Raw genomic sequence first — 22837 nt, 5'->3', positions numbered from 1 at the left:
CGGCGAACTCACCCTGCACACACCCCTCGTCCTCAGCCGCAGCGGCGAGCGCGAACTGCGCGTCGTGGCCGACGGCGACGGCACCCTCGGCGTGTACTCGCGCGGCGACGGCGAGAGCGGATGGACACGCAACGCCGCCGGCATGCTCACCGACGAGGCGCCGGCGCCGGACGGCCTGACCGTATGGCCGCCCACGGGCGCGACGGAGGTGCCCGTGGCCGGCGAGTACGCACGGCTCTCCCGCCTCGGCTTCGAGCACGGACCGCTGCTGCGAGGTCTCAAGGCCGCCTGGCGACAGGGCGACACCCTGTACGCCGAGGTGGAGTTGCCCCAGGACGGCACGGCCCAGGGTGCCTTCGCCCTGCATCCGGCACTGCTGCACGCGGCGGTGCTCGCGGCGGGCCTCGGCACGTCAACCGACGACGGGCAGTCCGAGGGCCTGCTGCCACAGCGGTACGAGGGCCTCACCCTGAACGTCGGACAACCCCTGACCGCACTGCGCGTGCGGCTCGCCCCGGCGGGTGAGGACGCCCTGTCCGTCACGCTCGCCGACCCCGGCGGCACCGTCATCGGCGCCGTCGACCGGCTCGTGCTGCGCCCGGCGGACGTCGCCCGGCTGACCGAGCTGAGCTTCGAGAGCCAGGACGCGCTGTTCGGTCTGGACTGGGCACCCGTCACGGCCGCCGCCGACGATGCCTACGCCATCGTGGGCGGCACCGACCCGGTCACCGCCGCCCTGGGAGCCGACCGAGCCGTCTACCCCGATCTCGGTGAACTCGCCGTGCTCTGCGGGGACATACCCCGCTCCGTCGTCGTCGCCGTCGACCCGGCCGACCCCGCCGACGTCATCGCTGCCACCGAGCGTGCGGTGCGTCAGACGCTGCACTGGACGCAGACCTGGGTGTCCGACGAGCGCTTCGCCGACTCCCGGCTCGTCGTGGTGACCCGCGACGCCTTCCCCGACGACCAGGTGGCGCACCCCGACCCGGCGGCCGCCGCGGTCTGGGGCTTCGTGCGCAGCGCGCAGACCGAGAACCCCGACCGGTTCGTCCTCGTCGACCTCGACGGCGAGGAAGCCTCCCTCGCCGCGGTCACGGCCGCGGCAGCGACCGGTGAGGCCCAGCTCAAGATCCGGGCCGGCCGGATCAGCACGCCCCAACTGGCCACGGTGAGCACCGAGTCCGGCCGGCCGGCACCCGACGCAGGCTCACCCCTCGGTTCGGGCACCGTGCTGATCACCGGAGGCACCGGCGGCCTGGGCGCGCTGCTCGCCCGGCACCTCGTCGCCAAGCACGGCGTACGGCGGCTGCTGCTGACCGGCAGGCGCGGCGCCGACGCCCCGGGGGCGGCCGCGTTGCGGACGGAACTGACCGAGGCCGGTGCCCATGTCGACTTCGCGGCCTGCGATGTGACGAGCCGTGAGTCCGTGGCCGGCCTGCTCGCCGCGGTGAGCCCCGAGCACCCGCTGAGCGCCGTCGTCCACTGTGCGGGAGTCCTCGACGACGGCGTCCTCACGGCCCTCACGCAGGAGCGTGTGGACGCGGTGCTCGCACCCAAGGTCCGCGGCGCCTGGCATCTGCACGAGCTGACCCGGGACCTGGACCTGTCCGCGTTCGTCCTGTTCTCCTCCGTCGCGAGCGTCCTCGGCCTCGCCGGGCAGGCCAACTACGCGGCTGCCAACGCCTTCCTCAACGGCCTCGCCCAGGCCCGCCGGGCCGAAGGCCTGGCCGGACAGGCACTGTGCTGGGGCTTTTGGGCAGAGCGCAGCGAGATGAGCGCCGGCCTCGGTGACAAGGACCTCGAGCGCATGCTGCGCCAGGGCGTGTCCCCGATGGCTTCGCAGGAGGGCCTCGCGCTGTTCGACGCGGCGCTGGCCTGCGCCGAGCCGGAGCTCGTTCCCGTACGCCTGAACCTGTCGTCGCTCGGCGAGTTGAGCTCGCCGCTGCTGCGGACCCTGGCAGGTGCCGTCGCGGACACAGACGACGCGTCTCAGCGGCCGGGCGGTGACGGGGGACTGGCCGAGCAGCTGAAGTCGATGGACAGGAGCCAGGCCGAGGCGGCGCTCCTGGCGGCCGTACGGACCCAGACCGCGCTCGTGCTCGGGCATGCCGATGCCGCGCGGATCTCGCCCGGCGAGTCGTTCAAGAAGCTCGGCATCGACTCGCTCACGGCCTTGGAGCTGCGCAAGGGCCTCTCGGCGGTCACCGGTCTGAAGCTGCCCGCGACCCTCGCGTACGACCACCCCACACCGGCCGCCATCGCCCAGTTCCTGAGCGCGGCGATCGGCCCGCAGACGGCGCCGCAGCCGGTGTCGCCGCTTGCCCACCTGGCCAAGGAGATCGAAGGGCTCGGCGGCCGCCTCGAGGAGGCCTTCCGCTCGCTCGACCGGGACGAGCAGGCCACCGTCTCGACCCTGCTGGGCGAACTGCAGGGCCGGGTGCGTTCGTTGACGGGCGCCGGGGCACCCCAAGGGGTCGCCGACCAGATCAGTTCGGCCTCAGCGGGAGACCTGCTCGCGCTGCTCGACAAAGAGCTCGGCTAGGGGAGACCGGAAGAGCCATGACCAACGACAACAACGCCGAAGTTCTCGACTACCTCAAGCGGACCTCGATCGAGCTGCTCGAGACGCGCAAGCGCCTGCAGGAGCTGACCGACGCCGCTGCCGAGCCGATCGCGATCGTGGGTGTCGCCTGCCGCTTCCCGGGCGGCGTCACCTCACCGGAGCAGCTGTGGGAGCTGGTGAACCAGGGCGCGGACGTCATGTCGGACTTCCCCGACGACCGCGGCTGGGACCTCGAGGGCCTCTTCGACCCGGACCGGCCCGGCTCCTGCTCCACGCGCAAGGGCGGATTCCTGTACGACGCCGGCGATTTCGACGCCGAGTTCTTCGGCATCAATCCACGCGAGGCCGCCGCTGCGGACCCCCAGCAGCGCCTGCTCCTGGAGACATCGTGGGAGTCCTTGGAGCGTGCCGGCATCGCCCCCGAGTCCCTGCGCGGCAGTGACACCGGGGTGTTCGCGGGCCTGGCCTACTTCGGCTACGGCAACCACTTCGAGACCCCCGAGTCCATCGCGGGCTACGCGCAGATCGGCTCGCTGCTCAGCGTGGCCTCCGGCCGGGTCTCGTACGCCCTCGGCCTGGAGGGCCCCTCGCTGTCGACGGACACCGCGTGCTCGTCCTCGCTGGTGGCGGTGCACCAGGCGGTGCAATCGCTGCGCCAGGGGGAGTGCTCCCTCGCGCTCGCAGGCGGCGTCACCGTGGTCGGGATGCCGCAGGTGTTCCGGGAGATGTCCAAGCAGCGTGGCCTGTCCGAGGACGGCCGGTGCAAGGCGTTCGCGGACGCGGCCGACGGCACGGGGTTCTCCGAGGGCGTGGGCGTGCTGGTCCTGGAGCGGCTCTCCGAGGCGCGCCGCAACGGCCGCAAGGTCTGGGCCGTGATCCGCGGCTCGGCGATCAACCAGGACGGTGCCTCCAACGGCCTGACCGCGCCGAGCGGTCCCGCGCAGCAGCGTGTCATCAGGGCCGCCCTGGCCAACGCCCGGCTGCAGCCGGCAGATGTGGACGCCGTGGAGGCGCACGGCACCGGCACGACGCTCGGTGACCCCATCGAGGCCGGTGCGCTCCTTGCCACCTACGGGCAGGAACGCGAGAGCACCGACCCGCTGTGGCTCGGCTCGCTCAAGTCGAACATCGGCCACACCCAGGCCGCGGCGGGTGTCGCCGGCCTCATCAAGATGATCATGGCGATGGAGCACGGCGTACTGCCGAAGACGCTGCATGTGGACCGTCCCTCCACCCACGTGGACTGGTCGGCCGGCTCGGTCGAACTGCTCACCGAGCCCCGCGTGTGGGCCACGCAGGACGGCCGGCCCCGCCGCGCCGGAGTGTCGGCCTTCGGTGTCAGCGGCACCAACGCGCACGTCGTCCTGGAGCAGGCACCCGAGCCGGATCCCGAGCCCGACGAGGAGCACGAACTCCCTTACTGCGGAACCGACGTGGCGCCCTGGACGCCGTGGGTGCTGTCCGCGCGGTCGGTGCCCGCCCTGCGTGCCCAGGCGGCCAAGCTCCACGCTTTCGCCGCCGCCGACAAGGACCTGGACCTCGCCGACGCCGGCTGGTCGCTGGCGGCGGGCCGCAGCGCCCTCGAACACCGCGCGGTGGTCGTCGGCCGTGACCGCGAGGAACTCCTCGGCGGCCTGAGCGCCCTCGCGGACGGCACGCACACCCCCGCCGTGGTGAGCGGCACGGCCACGGAAACGGCCGGCACGGTCTTCCTCTTCCCCGGCCAGGGCTCGCCCTGGGCCGGTGCGGCCCGGGAGCTGTACGACACCTACCCGGTCTTCGCCCGCAGCCTCGACGAGATCTGCGACCGCTTCGACACTCAGCTGCCGTTCGCGCTGCGCGACCTCCTCCTCGCCGACGAGCCGGCCGGCCGCGAGCGCACCGACATCGCGCAGGCGGCCCTGTTCACGCTGCAGGTCAGCCTGTACCGGCTGCTCACCCACGTCGGCCCGCCGCCCGCCCGGCTCGTGGGCCACTCGGTCGGCGAGATCGCCGCCGCCCATGTGTCCGGCGTCCTCGACCTGGACACCGCGACCCGGCTCGTGGCCGCCCGCGGACGCACCATGCAGAGCGTCACCGAACCCGGTGCGATGCTCGCCGTACGCACCGGAGAGGCCGGCATCGCCCCGCTGCTCGCCGAGTTCGACCGCGTCGGACTCGCAGCCGTCAACGGCCCCGAGTCCGTAGTGGTCTCGGGCCTGCGCGAGCAGGTGCACGCGATCCGCGACCGGCTCGTCGCAGCGGGCACCTCAGCGAAGCTGCTGCCGGTCGAGCACGCCTTCCACTCCCCGCTCATGGACCCAATCCTGGATGATTTCGCGGCGGCGCTCGGCTCTTTGCCCCCGGGCGAGACGGCTGTGCCCATCGTGTCGACCCGGCTCGGCCGCGAGGTCACGGCACAGGAACTCTCCACCGCCGCCTACTGGGTCGGCCACGTCCGCGAACCCGTGCGCTACCACGACGCGGTGGAGGGCGCCCGCGCCCTGGGCGCGACGGTCTTCGTCGAGGTGGGTCCGGGCGCCACGCTCACCGGTCTCACCAAGGACGCCTTCGCCGCGCAGGACGTCACGGATGCCGTGGTGCTGCCGGCGAACCGGCGCGACCGCCCGGCCGCGCAGGCGCTGCTCGGCGCCCTGGCCGAACTGCACGTACGGGGCGTCTCGGTGGACTTCGACGCCGTGTTCGGCAAGCGGCGCCGAGTCGACCTGCCCACCTACGCCTTCCAGCACCAGCGCTACTGGATGGACTTCCTGGCCGGCCGGCAGTCGGCGGACGTCACCTCCGCGGGCCTCGCCGATCCCGCACACCCGTTGCTCGGAGCCCTGGTCGAGCACCCCGGGACCGGCGAAACCGTCCTCACCGGACTGTGGTCGCTGCGCAGCCACGGCTGGCTCGCCGACCACACCGTGTTCGGCGAGACCGTCGTCCCCGCCACCGCCCTGATGGACCTTGCCCTCTCGGCCGGCGTACACGTCGGATGCACCGCCCTGGAGGAACTCACCCTCGAAGTCCCCCTGATCCTGCCCGAGACGGCAGACGTCCAGGTCCGCATCGTCGTCGGCGCCGCCGACGACCGCGGCCGCCGGGCCCTCGACGTGTACTCCCGCCCGGCCGATGCCGAGGCCGACGACGAACAGGGCAGCTGGCTGCGCCACGCCATCGGCACCCTCGCACCTGGCAGCGACGCAATCCGGGACGACTCCGCGGCCCTGGCCGCGTGGCCGCCCGCCCGGGCCGAACAGCTTGCCTTCGACACCCTCTACGAGCACTTCTTCGACGCCGGCTTCGATTACGGCCCGGCCTTCCGCGGCCTGCGCGAGGTCTGGCGCGACGGTGACGACCTCTTCGCCCTCGCCACCCTCCCGCCCGACGCCGGGGCCCCGGCCGACGGGTTCGTCCTGCACCCGGCGCTCATCGACACCGTCCTGCACGCCGCGATCGTCGGCGGCTTCATCGAAGTCACCGGAGCACAGGGCCGGATGCCGTTCGCCTGGTCCGGCGTCGAGCCGGCCGGACGTGCGGCAGCCACGACCGTGCGGGTGCGCCTGCGCCGAACCGGCGATGACCGCATCTCCCTGACTGTCGCCGACGAACAAGGCGCTCACCTGGCCACGATCACGGCCCTCACCTTCCGGCCGGCCGTCGCCGCACAGGTCCGCTCGGCGCGCGGCGGCCAGGCACTGCCGCTGTACGAGGTGCGATGGCGGCCTTACGAGACCGACGCGGCCTTCGACGGGAGCGTCGCCGTCCTCGGCACCGCTGAAGGTCTGGCCGCCCGGGTCCTCGCCGCGGCCGGCGACCGGGCCACGCTCCAGGCGTCCCTCGGCGCGGCGGCCACCACGGAGGCACCCGGCCACCTCGTCCTGTGCCTGGACGACCTCGTGCCCGCCGCGGGGGCCGCGGCGGACGGCACCGAGGTGCTCGGCACCGTCGCCGCCGCGGACACGTACGTCCTGGAGCGCGCACAGGAGTTCCTCGCCCAACCGGCCTTCGCCGACACCACCTTGGTGGTGCTGACCCGCCTCGCCCAGGACACCGGCGCCGGAGAACGCCTCGCCTCACTGCCCGGCGCATCCGTATGGGGCCTGATCCGCAGCGCCCAGACCGAGCACCCGGGCCGCTTCCGGCTCGTCGACCTCGACGACGCCGAGAGCTCCTGGGCGCGACTGCCCGACGCCCTCGCCCTCGACGAGCCCCAACTGGCCCTGCGCGAGGGCGAGGTGAGCGTGCCCCGGCTGGCCGTGGCCGCCCCCGACGAGCAGCGCATCGAGCCCCCCGCGTCCGGCGCCCACCGGCTCGGCATCCCCACCAGGGGCACCCTGGAGAACCTGACGTGGGTCGAGTGCCCTGAGGTCGAGGCGCCCCTGCGCGACGGACAAGTACGTATCGCCGTGCAGGCCGCAGGCCTCAACTTCCGCGACGTGACGATCGCCCTTGGCCTCATCGACGAGACCGCCATCGACGCCGGGCTCGGCAGCGAAGGCGCCGGCATCGTCCTCGACGTGGCCGACGACGTGACGCACCTGGCCCCCGGCGACCGGGTCACCGGCATCTTCTCCGGTGCCTTCGGACGCACCGCCATCGCGGACCACCGCATGCTCGTGCCGGTACCCGACGGGTGGAGCTTCGCGCAGGCCGCGTCCATGCCGTGCACCTTCCTCACCGCGTACCACGGACTGCTGCGCGTGGCCGGTCTTGCGAAGGGCCGGCGCGTCCTCATCCACGCGGCCGCCGGCGGCGTCGGCATGGCCGCCGTGCGGATCGCCCAGCACCTGGGAGCCGAGGTGTACGCCACCGCGAGCCCCGCCAAGTGGCCCGCGCTCAAGGCGCTCGGTATCGACGAGAGCCACCTGGCGTCCTCTCGCGACCTGGACTTCGCGGAGAAGTTCCTCGCCGCGACCGGCGGGCGCGGGATGGACGTCGTCCTCAACTCCCTTGCCCACAAGTTCGTCGACGCCTCGCTCACGCTGCTGCCCGGCGGCGGACACTTCGTCGAGATGGGCAAGACCGACATCCGCGACCCCGAGCAGGTGGCCACGGACCATCCCGGCGTCCACTACGAGGCCTTCGACCTGTACGCGACCGGCCCGGACGCCCTCCAGGAAATGTTCCGGGCCGTCATGGAGCTGTTCGCCGACGGCAGCATCGAGCTCAACCCGCTCACGGTGTCCGACATCCGCGACGCCCGCCGCACCTTCCGCGAGATGAGCCAGGGCCGGCACGTCGGCAAGCTGGTCCTGGAGATCGGCGGCGGCTTCGGCGGCGGCACCGTACTGGTGACCGGCGCAACCGGGGGAGTCGGCTCGATCGTCGCCCGGCACCTGGTCGCCGAACACGGCGTACGCAGCCTGCTGTTGACCAGCCGTTCCGGCCCCGCCGCCGAGGGCGCGGACCAGCTCGCCGCCGATCTGCGGGCCGCGGGAGCGCAGGTGCGGATCGTGGCCTGCGACGTCGCCGACCGGGAAGCCGTGGCCCGGCTGCTCGCCTCCGTGCCCGGCGGCAGTCCGCTCACCGCGGTGGTGCACGCCGCCGGAGTGCTGGCCGACGGAACACTCGAGACGCTCACCCCGCACAGCATCGACCAGGCGCTTGCGGCCAAGGCGGGCGGCGCCCTGCACCTGCACGAACTGACGCGCGGGCACGCCCTGTCGGCGTTCATCCAGTTCTCCGCGTACGCGGGCCAAATCGGCAACGGCGGCCAGGCGGCCTACACCGCCGCCAACACGTTCCTGGACGCCTTGGCCGCCCAGCGCCACGCCGACGGGCTGCCGGCCCGCTCGCTCGCCTGGGGATGGTGGTCCGAGAGCGGAGGCATGGCCGAGGAGCTCGCGGAGGCCGATCTGTCGCGGCTGCGCCGGCTCGGCATCGCCCCGATGACGAACGCCGACGCGCTGGCCCTGTTCGACGCGGCGCACGCGCACGGCAGTCCCGCACTGGTCCCGGCCCGCGTCGACCTCACGCCCCTGCGGAACAGGGCCGCGGATGAACTGCCACCACTGCTCAGGGATTTGGCGGCATCGGCCCGCCCCCGGCGCGCCCAGGCGACGACGTCCAAGGCCGCCGCGCCGGCGGGTCTCGCGGAACGACTGGCCGCCCTGTCGGCCGACGAGGCGGACCAGGTGCTCCTGGAGTGGATGAGCGACCAGGTCGCCGTCGTACTCGGCCATGCCTCCGGCGCGGGCATCGATGTCGACCAGCAGTTCACCCAGCTCGGCTTCGACTCGCTGACCGCCGTCGAACTCTGCAACCTGCTGGCCGCGTCGACCGGCCTGCGCCTGGCCTCCACCCTCGTCTTCAGCTATCCGACGCCGCGCGAACTGGCCGCGCACCTGTCGGGTCTGCTGCGTCCGGCGGACGAGCCGGTCGCAGCGGACGACACGGCGGCCGAGGCCGACGACGCACACCTGCGCGAGGTGCTGAGCACGGTGTCGATCGCAAGCCTGCGCAGCGCGGGTCTGCTGGATCAGGTCCTCGCACTGGCCGGCCCGAACGGATCCGCCGCCCCGGCCGAGGCGGCACTCGCGGACGAACTGTCGGACCTGGACCTGGATTCCCTGGTCGAGCTGGCTCTGGAGGACAACTGATGAGCGACGTGACCGGCTCCGCCGGACGTACGGCGGGCAGGACCGACGACCGGATCCAGCGGGCCCTGCGCACCTTGCTCGAGGAGCGCGACCGCCTGCGGCAGGAGAACGAACAGCTGACGGCCCGCCGCAACGAGCCGATCGCCGTGGTCTCCATGGCCTGCCGCTACCCCGGCGGCGTGACCTCGCCCGAGGACCTGTGGAACCTGGTACGCGAAGGCCGCGACGTCATGGGCGACTTCCCCGACGACCGCGGCTGGCGGGACGTGTACGACGCCGACCCGGACACCCGGGGCACCGCGTACACCCGTCAAGGCGGCTTCCTGGACGACGTCGCGGGCTTCGATGCGGAGTTCTTCCACCTCAGCCCGCGCGAGGCGCTGGCCGTCGATCCGCACCACCGCCTGCTCCTGGAGACCTCCTGGGAGGTCTTCGAGCGCGCCGGTATCGTCCCGGCGAAGGTGCGCGGCGACGAGATCGGTGTCTTCACCGGGGTGAGTTCGACCGAATACGGCTGGCGCTTTCTGGAGGGCGGCGACAAGGACCTCGAGGGCTACCTTCTGTACGGCAGCTCACTGAGCGTGGCCTCCGGCCGGGTGTCGTACGAACTCGGCCTGACCGGACCCGCGGTGTCGGTGGACACGGCCTGTTCCTCGTCGCTGGTGGCCCTGCACCAGGCGGTGCAGGCGCTTCGCGCGGGAGAGTGCTCGATGGCGCTGGCGGGCGGCGCGCTGGTGATGGCGACCCCCGCGATGTTCGTGGAGTTCTCCCGCCAGCGCGCTCTGTCGCCCGACGGCCGCTGCAAGGCGTTCGCCGACGGAGCCGACGGGACCGGCTGGGCGGAGGGGGTGGGCGTCCTGCTCCTGGAGCGGCTCTCGGACGCCCGGCGCAACGGCCACCCGGTCCTCGCCGTCGTCCGCGGATCGGCCGTCAACCAGGACGGCGCCAGCAACGGCCTGACCGCACCCAACGGCCGCGCCCAGGAGAAGGTGATCCGCAAGGCGCTCGCCGACGCCGGGCTCACGCCGGCCGACGTGGACCTGGTCGAGGCGCACGGCACCGGCACCAAGCTCGGCGATCCCATCGAGGCGACCGCCCTGCTGGCGACATACGGACAGGGCCGCGCCGAGGACAGCCCCGTATGGCTGGGATCGCTGAAGTCCAATCTGGGCCACACGATGGCGGCGGCCGGTGTCGGCGGTGTCATCAAGACCGTCATGGCGATGCGGCACGGCTATCTGCCCAAAACCCTGCACGTCGGCGAGGTGTCGCGGCACGTCGACTGGTCATCGGGCGCCGTCGAGGTCCTCGCCGAGGGCCGCGAGTGGCCCCGCGGACAGGGCCCGCGCCGGGCCGCGGTCTCCTCGTTCGGCGTCAGCGGCACCAACGCGCATGTCGTCCTGGAGGAAGCCCCGTACCAGGAGCAGCCCGACACCGAACCGAAGCCCGTCACGGGCGGGGTGGTGCCCTGGGTGCTGTCCGGCAAGAGCGCCAAGGCGGTCCAGGAACAGGCGGCGAGACTGGCGGAGTTCGTCGCCGCAGACCCCGGTCTGGACATCGCCGATGTGGGCCATTCACTGGTGACGAGCCGCTCCGCGTTCGAGCACCGCGCGGTGGTTCTCGGCCGCGGACGCGAGGAGTTGACGGCCGGGCTGCAAGCGCTCGGCCTCGGTACGGAGTCCGCCTCCGTGGTGCGTGGCGCGGCCGGCAAGCTCGGCCCGGTGGCCTTCGTCTTTCCTGGCCAGGGCTCGCAGTGGGCCGGAATGGGGCGCGAACTGTACGACGCCTTCCCGGTGTTCGCGCAGAGTCTCGATGAGTGCGCGGCCGCCCTGGCCGAGTGGGTGGACTGGTCTTTGCTGGACGTGATCCGTGGTGTGCCGGGCGCACCTGGCCTCGAACGGGTCGACGTCGTGCAGCCCACGCTGTTCTCGGTGATGGTGGCCACGGCCGCCCTGTGGCGCTCCTTCGGTGTCGAACCGTCCGCGGTGGTGGGTCACAGCCAGGGCGAGATCGCGGCGGCCCACGTCTGCGGCGCACTGACCCTGCGGGAGGCCGCCAAGGTCGTGGCGCGGCGCAGCCAGGCCCTGGCGGGACTCATCGGCCACGGCTCGATGGCGTCGGTCGCGGAACCCCTGGACGTGGTCGAGGCGAAGCTGGCCCCGTTCGACGGCCGCATCAGCGTCGCCGTCGTCAACGGCCCACGCTCCGTGGTGGTGTCCGGGGAACCCGACGCCCTGGACGAGTTCGTGGCCGCGCTGAAGGCCGACGGCTCCCAGGCCTCGCGGATCAAGGTCGAGTATGCCTCGCACTCGCACCACGTCGACCGCGTACGCGACGACGTGCTCGCCGCGGTGGGCGAACTCGGCCCCGTCTCCTCGCGCCTGCCGTTCTACTCGACCCTGCACGGCGCGCTCTTCGACACCGCGGGCCTGGACGGCGCCTACTGGTACACCAGCCTGCGGGAGAAGGTCCTGTTCGAGTCCTCGGTCCGGCGGATGGCCGAGGACGGCTACCGGGTGTTCATAGAGATGAGCCCGCACCCTGTGCTCACCATGCCGGTGCAGGACACCGTCGAGAACGCACTCGGGGACTCGCGGGGCGCGCTGGTGCTGGCCTCGACGCGGCGCGGCCGCGCCGCGTCGGAGTCCCTCCTCGGTTCGCTGTCGGAGCTGTATGTCGCCGGCGCGGCCGTGGACTTCACGGCCCTGCTCGGAGAGCGACGACGCGTGGACCTTCCCACCTACGCGTTCCAGCGGCGCCGCTACTGGCTCAGTTCTTCGCAGACGCCCGTACCGGAGGCGGAAGCATCCGCTCCGGAACTTCCCGTGCAGGAGGACGTACCCCTGTCGCAGCGGATCGCCACGCTGACCGGCCAGGACGCGCGGGACCTGGCACTCGACCACGTCCTGACGAAGGTCGCTGTCGTCCTGGGCCACTCCAGCAGTGAAGTGGTCGGCGCCGACCAGGAGTTCAAGGAGCTCGGCTTCGACTCCATGCTGTCCGTGGAGCTCAGCAAGCGCCTGGCCGCGTCGACCGGCATCAAACTGAAGCCGAACGTGGTGCTGCGCCACCCGTCACCGCGGCTGATCGCCGAGCACATCGTGTCCTGCTCGGCCGCATAGATCCGCCGCTCGTCGTCTCGCCGGCGGGACATCCCAAGGTCTCGCCGGCGGGACAACGCAAGCCCGCCGGCGCAGTGTCCCGCCGGAGCTCAAGGTGTGTTGAACGGCCCCCTGCCGCCCATGACCATGGGCGTGGGGCTCTGCTCATTCGCCCGCAACCAGGCTTTCTTGTCGAGGGGTTGATTCGTGTGCGTTCGTTCGGCGCGTCGTCTGCGCATAAGGGCATGTGGCGGGCGCAGGAAATGGCTCCTGACACCCCGAACCACGCGCTGACCATGTGGGACGTGGACGGTGAGCTGAACATGGAGCTCATCAGGTCCGCGCTCCTGCACGTGATGGGCGAGGCGGAGGTGCTGCGCGTCAACTTCGTCGAGCGGGAGGGCGAGCTGCGCCTCGTGCCTCGCGAACTCGGCGACTGGGGGCCCTTCTTCCTCGACCTCGGCTCCGAGGCCGACCCCGAGCAGGCGGCCCGCGACGCCATGGCGGACCTGGTTCGCGAACCCTTCGACCTGACGAAGGACCTGCTGTTCCGCCTCGGCGTGGTCCGCCTCGGCGAGAGCCGCTCCCTGCTCGTCATCGCCTACCACCACCTGATCTCGGACGGGTTCGGCGCGGGCGGTCTGCTCTCCAGGCGTCTCGCCGAGGTGTACACCGCGCTCGTCCGCGGCGAGGCCGTGCCCGAGCTCGCGCACCCCTGGGACGCCGAGTCGTTCGCGAACGAAGCCACGCAGTACCTGGCCTCCGCGAAGTTCGCCGAGGACTCGGAGTTCTGGCGCGACTATCTCAAGGACGCGCCGCCGCCCGCCCAGATCCCACGCGTCGCCCTGTCCGACGCCCAGCGCGCCGAACTGTCCGAACCGCTCTCCAGCGCCGACCAGTGGTCGGAAGTGGCCGAGACCATAGGCATGGTGAGCCGCACGCTGACCGTGCCGCGCGCCGAGGCCGACGCCTGGACGAAGACCGCTCAGTCCCTGGGCCTGTGGATGTCCCAGCTGCTGACCGCGGCCACCGCGGCCTACCTGCGCCACCGCTGCGACCGCCCGGAGTTCCTGCTGTCGCTCGCCGTCGGTAACCGCGTCGGCGTGGCCAGCAGGACCCCCGGCCTCGAGGTGAACGTGGTGCCGGTGCGCGCCCGTATCGGCCTGGACGCGACGTTCGCCGAAACGGCCGAGGCACTCGTGGACGAGACATACGAGATCTTCGACCACACCGCCTGCCACTACTCCGACATCCAGCGGGCGGCCGGCACCACGCTGAGCGGCCGCGGCAGTTACGGTGCCGTGGTCAATGTCGTCGAGTTCGTCGACCAGCTCCACTTCGGCGACAGCCCGGCGCGCTACGCCGGCGCCACGACCGGCACCTTCGAGGAACTGTCCATCGGCGTCTACACCGACGGCAGCCCCGACAGCGACCTGTTCATCCGGCTCGACGCCCCCTCCCGCCTCTACCACCGGGCCGAACTCCGCTTCATCGGAGAGGAGTTGATCGCCTCCATCCGCGCCGCGGTCGCCGAGCCCGGCCGGAAGATCGGCGCCCTCGACCTGCTCGGCGGCGCCGGGCGCGAGAAGGTACTCGCGCTTTCGCACGGCACCGAGGCACCGCCCGCGGGCCTGACCGTTCCGCAGCTGTTCGCCCGGCAGGTCGCGCAGCACCCCGATGCCGTCGCACTGGTCGATGGGGATACGGCCCTGACGTACCGCGAACTGGACCAGCGGACCGACCGGGTCGCCGGAGCGCTGAGCGGCCGAGGCCTGGGCCCCGACCGCATCGTGGTGGTGGCCCTGCCCCGTTCGGCGGACCTCGCCGTCGCGCTGCTCGGCGTGGTGAAGGCGGGCGCGGCCTACCTTCCCGTCGATTCCTCGGCCCCCGCGGAGCGCATCGGCGAACAGCTCGGCGAGACCGAGGTGTCCGCCCTGCTCACCGACGCGGACACGGCCGTTCGGCTGGGCGGCGGTCTGGAGGCGTCCGCGCTCGTCCTCACCGACCTCCTCTCGCAGGACGCCGGGCCCAGTGCCCCAGTCGCGCCGCACCCTGACGGCCTGGTGGCAGTGGTGGGCGACTCGGGTGCCGCCACGGCGGCACCCTTCGGCGTCACCCACCGCAATCTCGAGCGGTTCGTCGCGGACGCCAACTGGCGCGAGGCCGCCGGCGGCACGGTGCTGTGGCACACCCCGCATACCTCCGACGCCCTCGCCTTCGAGTTCTGGGCACCGCTGCTCAGCGGCGGCCGCGTCGTCCTGGCGCCCGCGGGCGAACTCGGCAGCGACGGCCTGGACCAAGCACGCCACAAGCACGCCATCACCGCGCTGTGGCTGCCCGCCGCCCAGTTCTCCACGATCGCCGCCGAGCGGCCCGCGTCCTTCGCCGGGCTGCGCGAGGTGTGGACCGGCGGCGACCGGGTGTCCGCGGCCGCCCTGCGCAGGGTCAGGGAAGCCTGCCCCGAGCTGACCATCGTCCACGGCCACGGCCTGACCGCCGCCACCGTGGTCGCGGCCTGCCACCGTCTCGCCGCGGACGAGCCGGTGCGCCACGCGGGCACGATCGGCCGCCCGATGGACAACACCGCCCTGTACGTCCTCGGCCCCGGCCTGGCACCGGTTCCCGTCGGTGTGACCGGCGAACTGTACGTGGCCGGACTCGGCGTGGTGCGCGGCCACCCCGGGCGACCCGTCAGGACCGCGCAGCACTTCGTGGCCTGCCCGTTCGGCCCGGCCGGTTCGCTCATGTACCGCACAGGCGACCGGGTGCGCTGGGGCAGCGACGGACGCCTCGAGTACGTGGCGCGGGCCGACGCGCACGCCGATGTCCGTGGCGTACGCGTCGAACTCGCCGAGGTCGAGGAAGTGCTGAGCGAGCACAGCGGCGTCGCCCAGTGCGCCGTCGTGGTCAAGGAGGACGGCCAGGGACAGCAGCGCCTGGTGGCGTACGTGGTGGCATCGGCCGGTACGTCGCTGTCGGCCGACGAACTGCGCCGGTTCGCCGCCGGCTGGCTGCCGGAGTCCATGGTGCCGTCGGTGTTCACGCTCCTGGACCGGCTGCCGGTCACCGCGGCGGGCCGTCTCGACCGGGCGGCGCTGCCCGCCCCCTCGCTCGACGACGACGCCTACCGTGCGCCGCGCAACGACCGGGAACGCAAACTGGCCGAAGCCTTCGCCGACGTACTGGAGTTGGACCGCGTGGGCATCGACGACGACTTCTTCGACCTCGGCGGCAACTCGCTGCGAGCCATCCGCCTTGTCGGTCTGATCCGGACGGAACTGGGCCAGGAGGTGTCCATCCGGCGGCTGTTCGCGGCGCGTACCATCACCGGTCTGTCGGACATGTGGAAGGACCTCGGCCAGTCCAGCAGGCCGAGCCTGCGCCGCCGTACGAGGGAGGGCGCGGTCATCTGACCGCGCCGGACGTGGGGTCACGGGCTTCGCGGCACGTGATCCCACGCACTGAGGGAGAGGCGCCCCCTCCGCACAGCAGGACAACGAAGAGCCCGGCGACAACGTGCAGTCGCCGGGCTCTTGTACGCCCGAATACGCCAGGTGACCTCAGCCCGCGGCCGCCCCCGCGAGCAGCCCGTCGGTGACCGCCGTGGCGACCTTCTCCAGATGGTCGAAGAGGTAGAAGTGGCCGCCGGGAAAGACTTCGAGGGCGAAGTCGCCGGTGGTGTACCGCTGCCAGGTGCGGGCGTCCTCGACCGTCGTCATCGGGTCGCTGTCCCCGGTCAGCGCGGTCACCGGCACGCCGATCGGCTCGCCCCCGCCCCACTCGTACGCACCGAGCATCCGGTAGTCCGCCCGCAGCGCCGGCATCACCAGCTCGAGGAGATCGGGGTCCTCCAGCATCTCCTGGTCCGTGCCGCCGAGGCGGCGTACGTCCTCGAGCACGTCCTTGTCGTCGAACATCTCGTACGCGCTGTCGCGGTGCTCGGGCCCGCCCCGGCCCGAGAGGAACAGCCGCTCTGGAGGGGGCAGCCGCCGTTCGGCGGTCAGAATCCGCGCGGTCTCGAACGCGACGAGCGCTCCCATGCTGTGACCGAACAGGGCGTAGGGCCGCCCGGCGTCGGCCGCCAGCTCGCGGGTCAACTCCGCGGCCAGCGCCGACACGAGCGGATCGATCTCGGCGAACGGTTCCTCGCGGAAGCGGTCCTGGCGCCCCGGGTACTGCACCGCCAGCACGTCGAAGGCGCTCGGCAGATGGTGCGCCAGTTCCTTGAACGCCGTGGCCGAGCCACCGGCGTGCGGGAAGCACACGAGCCGCGGCCCGCCTCCCGTGGACTTGGTGAAGCGTCGAAACCACGTGCTGCTCACGTGCGGTGTCCCTTCGTCGGTGGCCGTCATGGCGCGCCGTCTCTTCCCGTACGCGCCCGTCATCGCGCGCCGGCTGTCGTGGGCCGCGGCGGTCATCGCCTACCGGCTGTCGTCGGCCGCGCCCGTTGATGTCCGATGCCGCTCAGCCCTGCAGAGCCGGCCCGCACCACGTCGTGAGCGCGCCGCGCAGCGCCGGCAGGTCGGGCGCGGTGCCCTCCGCGGCGGCCCAGGCGACATGGCCGTCGGGCCGTACGAGCAGCGCGGCCGGCGGGGGGATGTCGCCGACGGCCGGTACGTTCCACAAGTCCTGTCCGCTGCTCGCCTCCACGAGGTCGACGCGGTCGGCCCAGCCCTTGGCGACCAGCGCCAGATCGGTGTCGTCCCGCAGTGCGAGCAGGACGGGCCGCCCCGAGTGCAGCAGTTCGTAGACGCGCTCGGCGTCCTCGGTGTCGTCGAGCCAGGCGTCCGGGACGCGGCGGCCCACGAGCGGGTGGTCACCGTCGATCGGGTAGCGGATGTCGAGCGCCGTCAGGAGATGGCGCAGGTACCGGTTGACGTCGTCGAACACGATCAGTGAGCCGAACACCTCACGCAGCGCGTCGGTCTGCGGCCCGGGCCGCACCAGCGCAGACTGCGCCCGGGTGTTGGCAAGGACGCGTTCCGCGACGGGATGGCGCTCGGCGTGATAGCTGTCGAGGAGCGTCCGCGGTGCCTGACCGCGTACCACCGCGGCCAGTTTCCAGCCGAGGTTGACCGCGTCCTGCACACCCATGTTCAGGCCCTGCCCGCCGGCGGGGAAGTGGATGTGGGCCGCGTCGCCCGCGAGCAGCACCCGGCCGGCCACGTAACGGTCGGCCTGCCGTGCCGCGTCGTTGAAGCGGGAGACCCAACGGGGGTTGCGCATACCGAAGTCGGTGCCGGCGACCCGGATCATCGACTCCCGCAGCTGCTCGAAGGTGACCTCCTCGTCGCGGTCCACGACCCGGTCGAACTCGGAGGTGATCACCCGGTGCCAGCCGGGCTGGAAGGCGATCGCCGAGTAGTCGCCGCCAGGGGTGCGGCGCACCCACACATAGTCCTCGGGGAGCTCCGGCAGTTCGACGTCGCCGATCAGCGCCGTCATCGTCGCCTCGGTGCCGGGGAAGCCGATACCGGCCAGCTTGCGCACGGTGCTCCGGCCGCCGTCGCAGCCCACCAGATAGCGGGCCGTGAGGGTCGGACCCGTGACCGCGGGACTGCGTGTCTCGACGGTCACGCTCTCCTCGTCCTGCGCGAGGCCGCATATCTCGCTCGAGCGCAGCACGCGGACGCCGAGCTCGGCGGCCCACTCCTCCAGGATCCGCTCGATGTCGGACTGCAGGATCATCAGCGGGTACGGGTGGCGGGACTCCGACTCGTCGAAGTCGAGGTAGAGGCCCGCGAAGTGACCGACCGGCTGCAGATCGCCCTCGGCGAGGAACCGGTCCACGATGCCGCGCTGGTCGAGGATCTCCAGGGTGCGGGAGTGGATCCCGCCCGCCCGCGACTCGCCCGAGCGCTGCGGCAGCCGCTCCAGCACGACCACGTCGACGCCCGCGAGCCGCAGCTCGCAGGCGAGCATCAGGCCCGTGGGCCCGGCGCCCGCGACGATCACATCGGTGTCCATACCGGTGTCTCCCACGTCGTTGCCCTTCAGTCGCCTCGCCCTGTCACGTCGTCAGCTCACGTTCACGCACGGGCAGCGGTCGTTCAAGGCACTCAGGTGCCGGGACAGCCCGGCGCACGCCGGGCTGTCCATGGCCGCCGGCGGATGTCATGTCCCGCCGGCGGGACGGCTGTCAGGCGGCGTCGAGCGCCTGGGTGATCTTCTGGCTCATCGCGGTGAGCGTGGGCTGCGGTTCGCCCTTGCCGGTACGGGCGGAGGCCTCGACCGCGACCAGAACGGTGCCGCGGAAGTTCTCGGCCTCCTCGGGGACCCGCTCCTTGAGCAGTTCCATCGCCTGCGTCAGCGCGGGCAGGACACGGTCGGCGATCTCGGCGGCCGATTTGCCGCTCAGGTCGCCGACCTGGCTCTTCTCCGCCAGGACATGACCGACCAGACCGGTCGCGGACGTCAGGGCGATGCTGCCCTGTGTGGCCACCTTGTGCGGAGAGTCGGCGCCGGCGGCGGCCGCCATCAGCGTGACCGCTCCGTACGCGGCGTTGCGCAGCGCGAGCTTGTCCTTGGCGTCGAGCGTGGGGGACATGAGGGCTCCTTGTCGTGCGGGGCGTACGGGCGGGCGAGGAGGCCCGCGGGTCGCCCGTGGGGGATGGCATGCGGCCGGCGGGCCGGTCGAGGACTCGGTGAGGCTCTTCACCGATCCCGCCGGAGCTCACGCGGGCGAGCCTGCCAGGGGCGTCTCGACGCGCACTCGCGCGCCGCTGGAGCGGCGGTCGAGGCATGAGCCGTTGTCGTCCAAAGCTCGAACCGCCTTCTAGCCGCATGGCAGAAGCTGGCCGCCGGATCATCACGAGACCCATGCGCCATGCGGTCTTCACGACGACCGGAAGGGACCCTCCCATGACCGCCCTGGACGACGCCCCGGTCGGGCAGCAGCGCGGCACGGTCGCCGAACTCGAGGCTGTCCGTGCCGCCATGCGGCGCGGTCCGAGCGACCGAGCCACCATGACGCAGCACGCCAAGGGCAAGCTCACCGCCCGCGAACGACTCCAACTCCTCTTCGACGACGGGAAGTTCACCGAGGTCGAGGGCCTGCGCAGACACCGGGCGAGCGGCTTCGGCCTGGAGGACCGACGTCCGTACACCGATGGTGTGATCACCGGCTGGGGCGAGGTGTTCGGCCGCCCCGTCTTCGCCTACGCCCATGACTTCAGGATCTTCGGCGGCTCCCTCGGCGAGGCGCACGCCGAGAAGATCCACAAGATCATGGACATGGCCTCCCGGGCCGGCGCACCGCTCGTGGGGCTGTGCGACGGCGCCGGCGCCCGCATCCAGGAAGGCGTGACCGCGCTGGCCGGCTACGGCGGGATCTTCCAGCGCAACGTGCGCAGTTCAGGGGTCATCCCGCAGATCAGCGTCATGCTGGGGCCCTGCGCGGGCGGGGCCGCCTACTCGCCCGCGCTGACCGACTTCGTGTTCATGGTGCGGGGCACCGCCCAGATGTTCATCACCGGCCCCGATGTGGTGCAGGCCGTCACGGGCGAGGAGATCAGCCATGACGAGCTGGGCGGAGCCCACGCCCACACCACGCTCTCCGGGGTCGCCGCGTTCGCCTACGACGACGAGGCGAGCTGCCTCGCGGATGTGCGCTATCTGCTCTCCTTCCTGCCCTCCAACAACCGCGAGCAGCCGCCCGCGGAGCCCTGCGGCGACCGTCCCGACCGCCTCACCCCGGTGCTGCGCGAGCTGGTGCCGTCCGAACAGAAACGTGCGTACGACATGCGCGCGGTCATCGCGGAGTGCGTGGACTCCGGTGCGTTCTTCGAGGTGCACGAGGCATGGGCGCCCAACGTGGTGTGCGCCCTGGCCCGCCTCGACGGCCATGTGGTCGGCATCGTCGCCAACCAGCCCGTGGCCCTGGCCGGGGTCCTCGACATCAAGGGCAGCGAGAAGGCAGCCCGGTTCGTGCAGTTCTGCGACGCGTTCAACATCCCCCTGGTGACCCTGGTGGACGTACCGGGCTTCCTGCCCGGCGTCGACCAGGAGCACGGCGGGATCATCCGGCACGGCGCGAAACTGCTCTACGCGTACTGCAACGCCACCGTCCCCCGCGTCTCGGTGATCCTGCGCAAGGCCTACGGCGGCGCGTACATCGTCATGGACTCCCGCTCCATCGGCTCGGACATCTCGCTGGCCTGGCCCGGCAACGAGATCGCCGTGATGGGCGCGGAAGGCGCCGCGGGTGTGGTCTTCCGGCGGGAGATCGCGGCCGCGGACGACCCGGAAGCCGCGCGCCGCCAGCACATCAAGGAGTACCGCGACCGGCTCATGCACCCTTACTACGCAGCCGAGCGCGGCCTGGTGGACGACGTGATCGACCCTGCGGAGACCCGCGTCCGGCTCATCGACGCGTTCGCCGTACTGCGTACCAAGTACGTGACGCAGCCATCCCGCAAGCACGGGAACCAGCCCCAGTGATGACAGGAGCCGACACGCGCATGTCCGTGGAATCCCTTGCCCCCGCACCGACACAGCTGTCCGCCAAGGAGGTCCGTCGTCTGGACCGGGTGATCATCCGGTTCGCCGGTGATTCGGGTGACGGTATGCAGCTGACGGGTGACCGCTTCACCTCGGAGACGGCTTCGTTCGGCAACGACCTTTCGACGCTGCCGAACTTCCCGGCCGAGATCCGCGCGCCTGCCGGCACGCTGCCGGGTGTGTCCAGCTTCCAGCTGCATTTCGCCGATCACGACATCCTGACGCCGGGGGACGCGCCGAACGTGTTGGTGGCGATGAACCCGGCGGCGTTGAAGGCGAATATCGCCGATGTCCCGCGTGGCGCCGAGCTCATTGTGAACACCGATGAGTTCACCAAGCGGGCGATGCAGAAGGTCGGTTACGACACCAACCCGCTGGAGGACGGCTCGCTGGACGGTTACAGCGTGCATCCGGTGCCGTTGACCACGCTGACGGTGGAGGCGCTGAAGGAGTTCGACCTGTCGCGTAAGGATGCGGGCCGGTCGAAGAACATGTTTGCGCTGGGTCTGCTGTCGTGGATGTATCACCGTCCCACTGACGGCACCGAGACGTTTTTGAAGCAGAAGTTCGCCAAGAAGCCCGAGATCATGAAGGCCAACTTGGCGGCGTTCCGGGCGGGCTGGAACTTCGGTGAGACCACCGAGGACTTCGCCGTCTCGTATGAGGTGTTGCCGGCGGCGAAGGCGTTCCCGACGGGCACGTACCGCAATATTTCCGGGAACCTGGCGCTGTCCTACGGTCTGGTGGCGGCGGGTAAGCAGGCGGATCTGCCGCTGTACTTGGGTTCGTATCCGATCACGCCGGCCTCGGACATTCTGCATGAGCTGTCCAAGCACAAGAACTTCGGTGTGCGCACGTTCCAGGCCGAGGACGAGATCGCCGGGATCGGTGCGGCGCTGGGTGCGGCGTTCGGCGGCTCCCTCGCGGTCACGACGACCTCTGGTCCGGGGGTGGCGCTCAAGTCGGAGACCATCGGTCTCGCGGTGTCGCTGGAACTGCCGTTGCTGATCGTGGATATTCAGCGTGGTGGCCCGTCCACGGGGTTGCCGACGAAGACCGAGCAGGCCGATCTGCTGCAGGCGATGTTCGGCCGTAACGGTGAGGCGCCGGTGCCGATCGTCGCTCCGCAGACTCCGGCCGACTGCTTCGACGCCGCTCTGGAGGCGGCCCGGATCGCGCTCACCTACCGCACCCCGGTCTTCCTCCTCAGTGACGGTTATCTGGCGAACGGTTCGGAGCCGTGGCGGATCCCCGAGGTCGATGAACTTCCGGATCTGCGCACCCAGTTCGCGCAGGGCCCCAACCACACCCTGGACGACGGCACGGAGGTGTTCTGGCCGTACAAGCGCGATCCGGAGACCCTCGCCCGGCCGTGGGCGATCCCGGGCACGCCGGGTCTTGAGCACCGGATCGGCGGGATCGAGAAGCAGGACGGCACGGGCAACATCTCCTACGACCCGGCCAACCACGACTTCATGGTCCGCACCCGCCAGGCGAAGATCGACGGCATCGAGGTCCCCGACCTCGAAGTCGACGACCCGACCGGCGAGGCGAAGCTGCTGGTGCTCGGCTGGGGCTCCACGTACGGCCCGATCACCGCTGCCGTACGGCGCGTGCGGGCCCGAGGCGGCCGAGTCGCCCAGGCGCACCTGCGCCATCTCAACCCCTTCCCACGCAACCTCGACCGCGTACTGCGGGCGTATGACCGTGTGCTGATCCCGGAGATGAACCTCGGCCAGCTCGCGACCCTCATCCGTGCCCGGTACCTGACCGAGACCATGTCCTTCACCCAGGTCAACGGCATGCCCTTCAAAGCCGAGCAGCTCGCGACCGCCATCCAGGAGGCCGAAGATGCCCGCTGAGGCGCTGTCCCTGATACCCCGTTCCGAAGTGCCCCTCGCCACCAAGGACTTCAAGTCCGATCAGGAAGTGCGCTGGTGCCCCGGCTGCGGTGACTACGCGGTGCTCGCCGCCGTGCAGGGCTTCATGCCCGAGCTCGGGCTCGCCAAGGAGAACATCGTCTTCGTCTCGGGCATCGGCTGCTCGAGCCGCTTCCCGTACTACATGAACACCTACGGGATGCACTCCAT

9 protein-coding genes and 1 pseudogene are annotated in these 22837 nt (G+C 71.6%); 7 read left to right on the top strand and 3 right to left on the bottom strand.

The annotated features are described in order from the left end of the window. From ABT367_RS32645 to ABT367_RS32630, 4 genes are all read left to right on the top strand, one after another. On the top strand, nucleotides 1-2542 hold a 2542-nt coding region (locus tag ABT367_RS32645), incomplete at its 5' end, for a type I polyketide synthase (RefSeq protein WP_352256886.1). A gap of 17 nt (nucleotides 2543-2559) precedes the next feature. Then, the gene (locus ABT367_RS32640) at nucleotides 2560-9147 is read left to right on the top strand and encodes a type I polyketide synthase (RefSeq protein ID WP_352256885.1); all 6588 of its coding nucleotides are present in this window, start codon (nucleotides 2560-2562) and stop codon (nucleotides 9145-9147) included. Then, nucleotides 9147-12269 (top strand): type I polyketide synthase, encoded by a 3123-nt coding sequence (locus ABT367_RS32635; protein WP_352256884.1) that lies wholly within the window; start codon nucleotides 9147-9149, stop codon nucleotides 12267-12269. The genes ABT367_RS32640 and ABT367_RS32635 overlap by 1 nt, the downstream gene beginning before the upstream one ends. Before the next feature lie 74 nt (nucleotides 12270-12343). Then, entirely contained in the window at nucleotides 12344-15661 is a 3318-nt protein-coding gene (locus tag ABT367_RS32630) for a non-ribosomal peptide synthetase (RefSeq protein WP_352256883.1), read from the top strand. Nucleotides 15662-15808: 147 nt separating this feature from the next. Here the strand turns inward: ABT367_RS32630 and ABT367_RS32625 are convergent, their stop codons facing one another. The 3 genes from ABT367_RS32625 to ABT367_RS32615 all read right to left on the bottom strand — a co-directional run bounded on the left by ABT367_RS32625 (nucleotide 15809) and on the right by ABT367_RS32615 (nucleotide 18795). After that, nucleotides 15809-16570 (bottom strand): thioesterase II family protein, encoded by a 762-nt coding sequence (locus ABT367_RS32625; protein WP_352256882.1) that lies wholly within the window; start codon nucleotides 16568-16570, stop codon nucleotides 15809-15811. Nucleotides 16571-16712: 142 nt separating this feature from the next. After that, a complete protein-coding gene (locus ABT367_RS32620; protein ID WP_434975590.1) occupies nucleotides 16713-18215 on the bottom strand; it encodes an FAD-dependent monooxygenase in 1503 nt (500 codons plus the stop codon). A gap of 172 nt (nucleotides 18216-18387) precedes the next feature. Continuing rightward, nucleotides 18388-18795 (bottom strand): hypothetical protein, encoded by a 408-nt coding sequence (locus tag ABT367_RS32615; RefSeq protein ID WP_352256880.1) that lies wholly within the window; start codon nucleotides 18793-18795, stop codon nucleotides 18388-18390. A 314-nt stretch (nucleotides 18796-19109) separates the two neighbouring features. Here ABT367_RS32615 and ABT367_RS32610 point away from each other — a divergent pair, with 314 nt between their 5' ends. From ABT367_RS32610 to ABT367_RS32600, 3 genes and pseudogenes are all read left to right on the top strand, one after another. Next, the gene (locus ABT367_RS32610) at nucleotides 19110-20687 is read left to right on the top strand and encodes an acyl-CoA carboxylase subunit beta (protein WP_352256879.1); all 1578 of its coding nucleotides are present in this window, start codon (nucleotides 19110-19112) and stop codon (nucleotides 20685-20687) included. A gap of 20 nt (nucleotides 20688-20707) precedes the next feature. Further along, a complete protein-coding gene (locus tag ABT367_RS32605; protein ID WP_434975589.1) occupies nucleotides 20708-22609 on the top strand; it encodes a 2-oxoacid:acceptor oxidoreductase subunit alpha in 1902 nt (633 codons plus the stop codon). Then, nucleotides 22599-22837 (top strand): annotated as a pseudogene (locus ABT367_RS32600) (2-oxoacid:ferredoxin oxidoreductase subunit beta); the annotation flags it as partial. The gene ABT367_RS32605 and the pseudogene ABT367_RS32600, both read left to right, overlap by 11 nt.

Source organism: Streptomyces mesophilus, from assembly GCF_040300965.1.
Lineage (GTDB): Bacteria > Actinomycetota > Actinomycetes > Streptomycetales > Streptomycetaceae > Streptomyces > Streptomyces mesophilus_A.
Note: the sequence above shows the minus strand (reverse complement) of the source record. Positions and strands in the feature narration are given on the sequence as shown.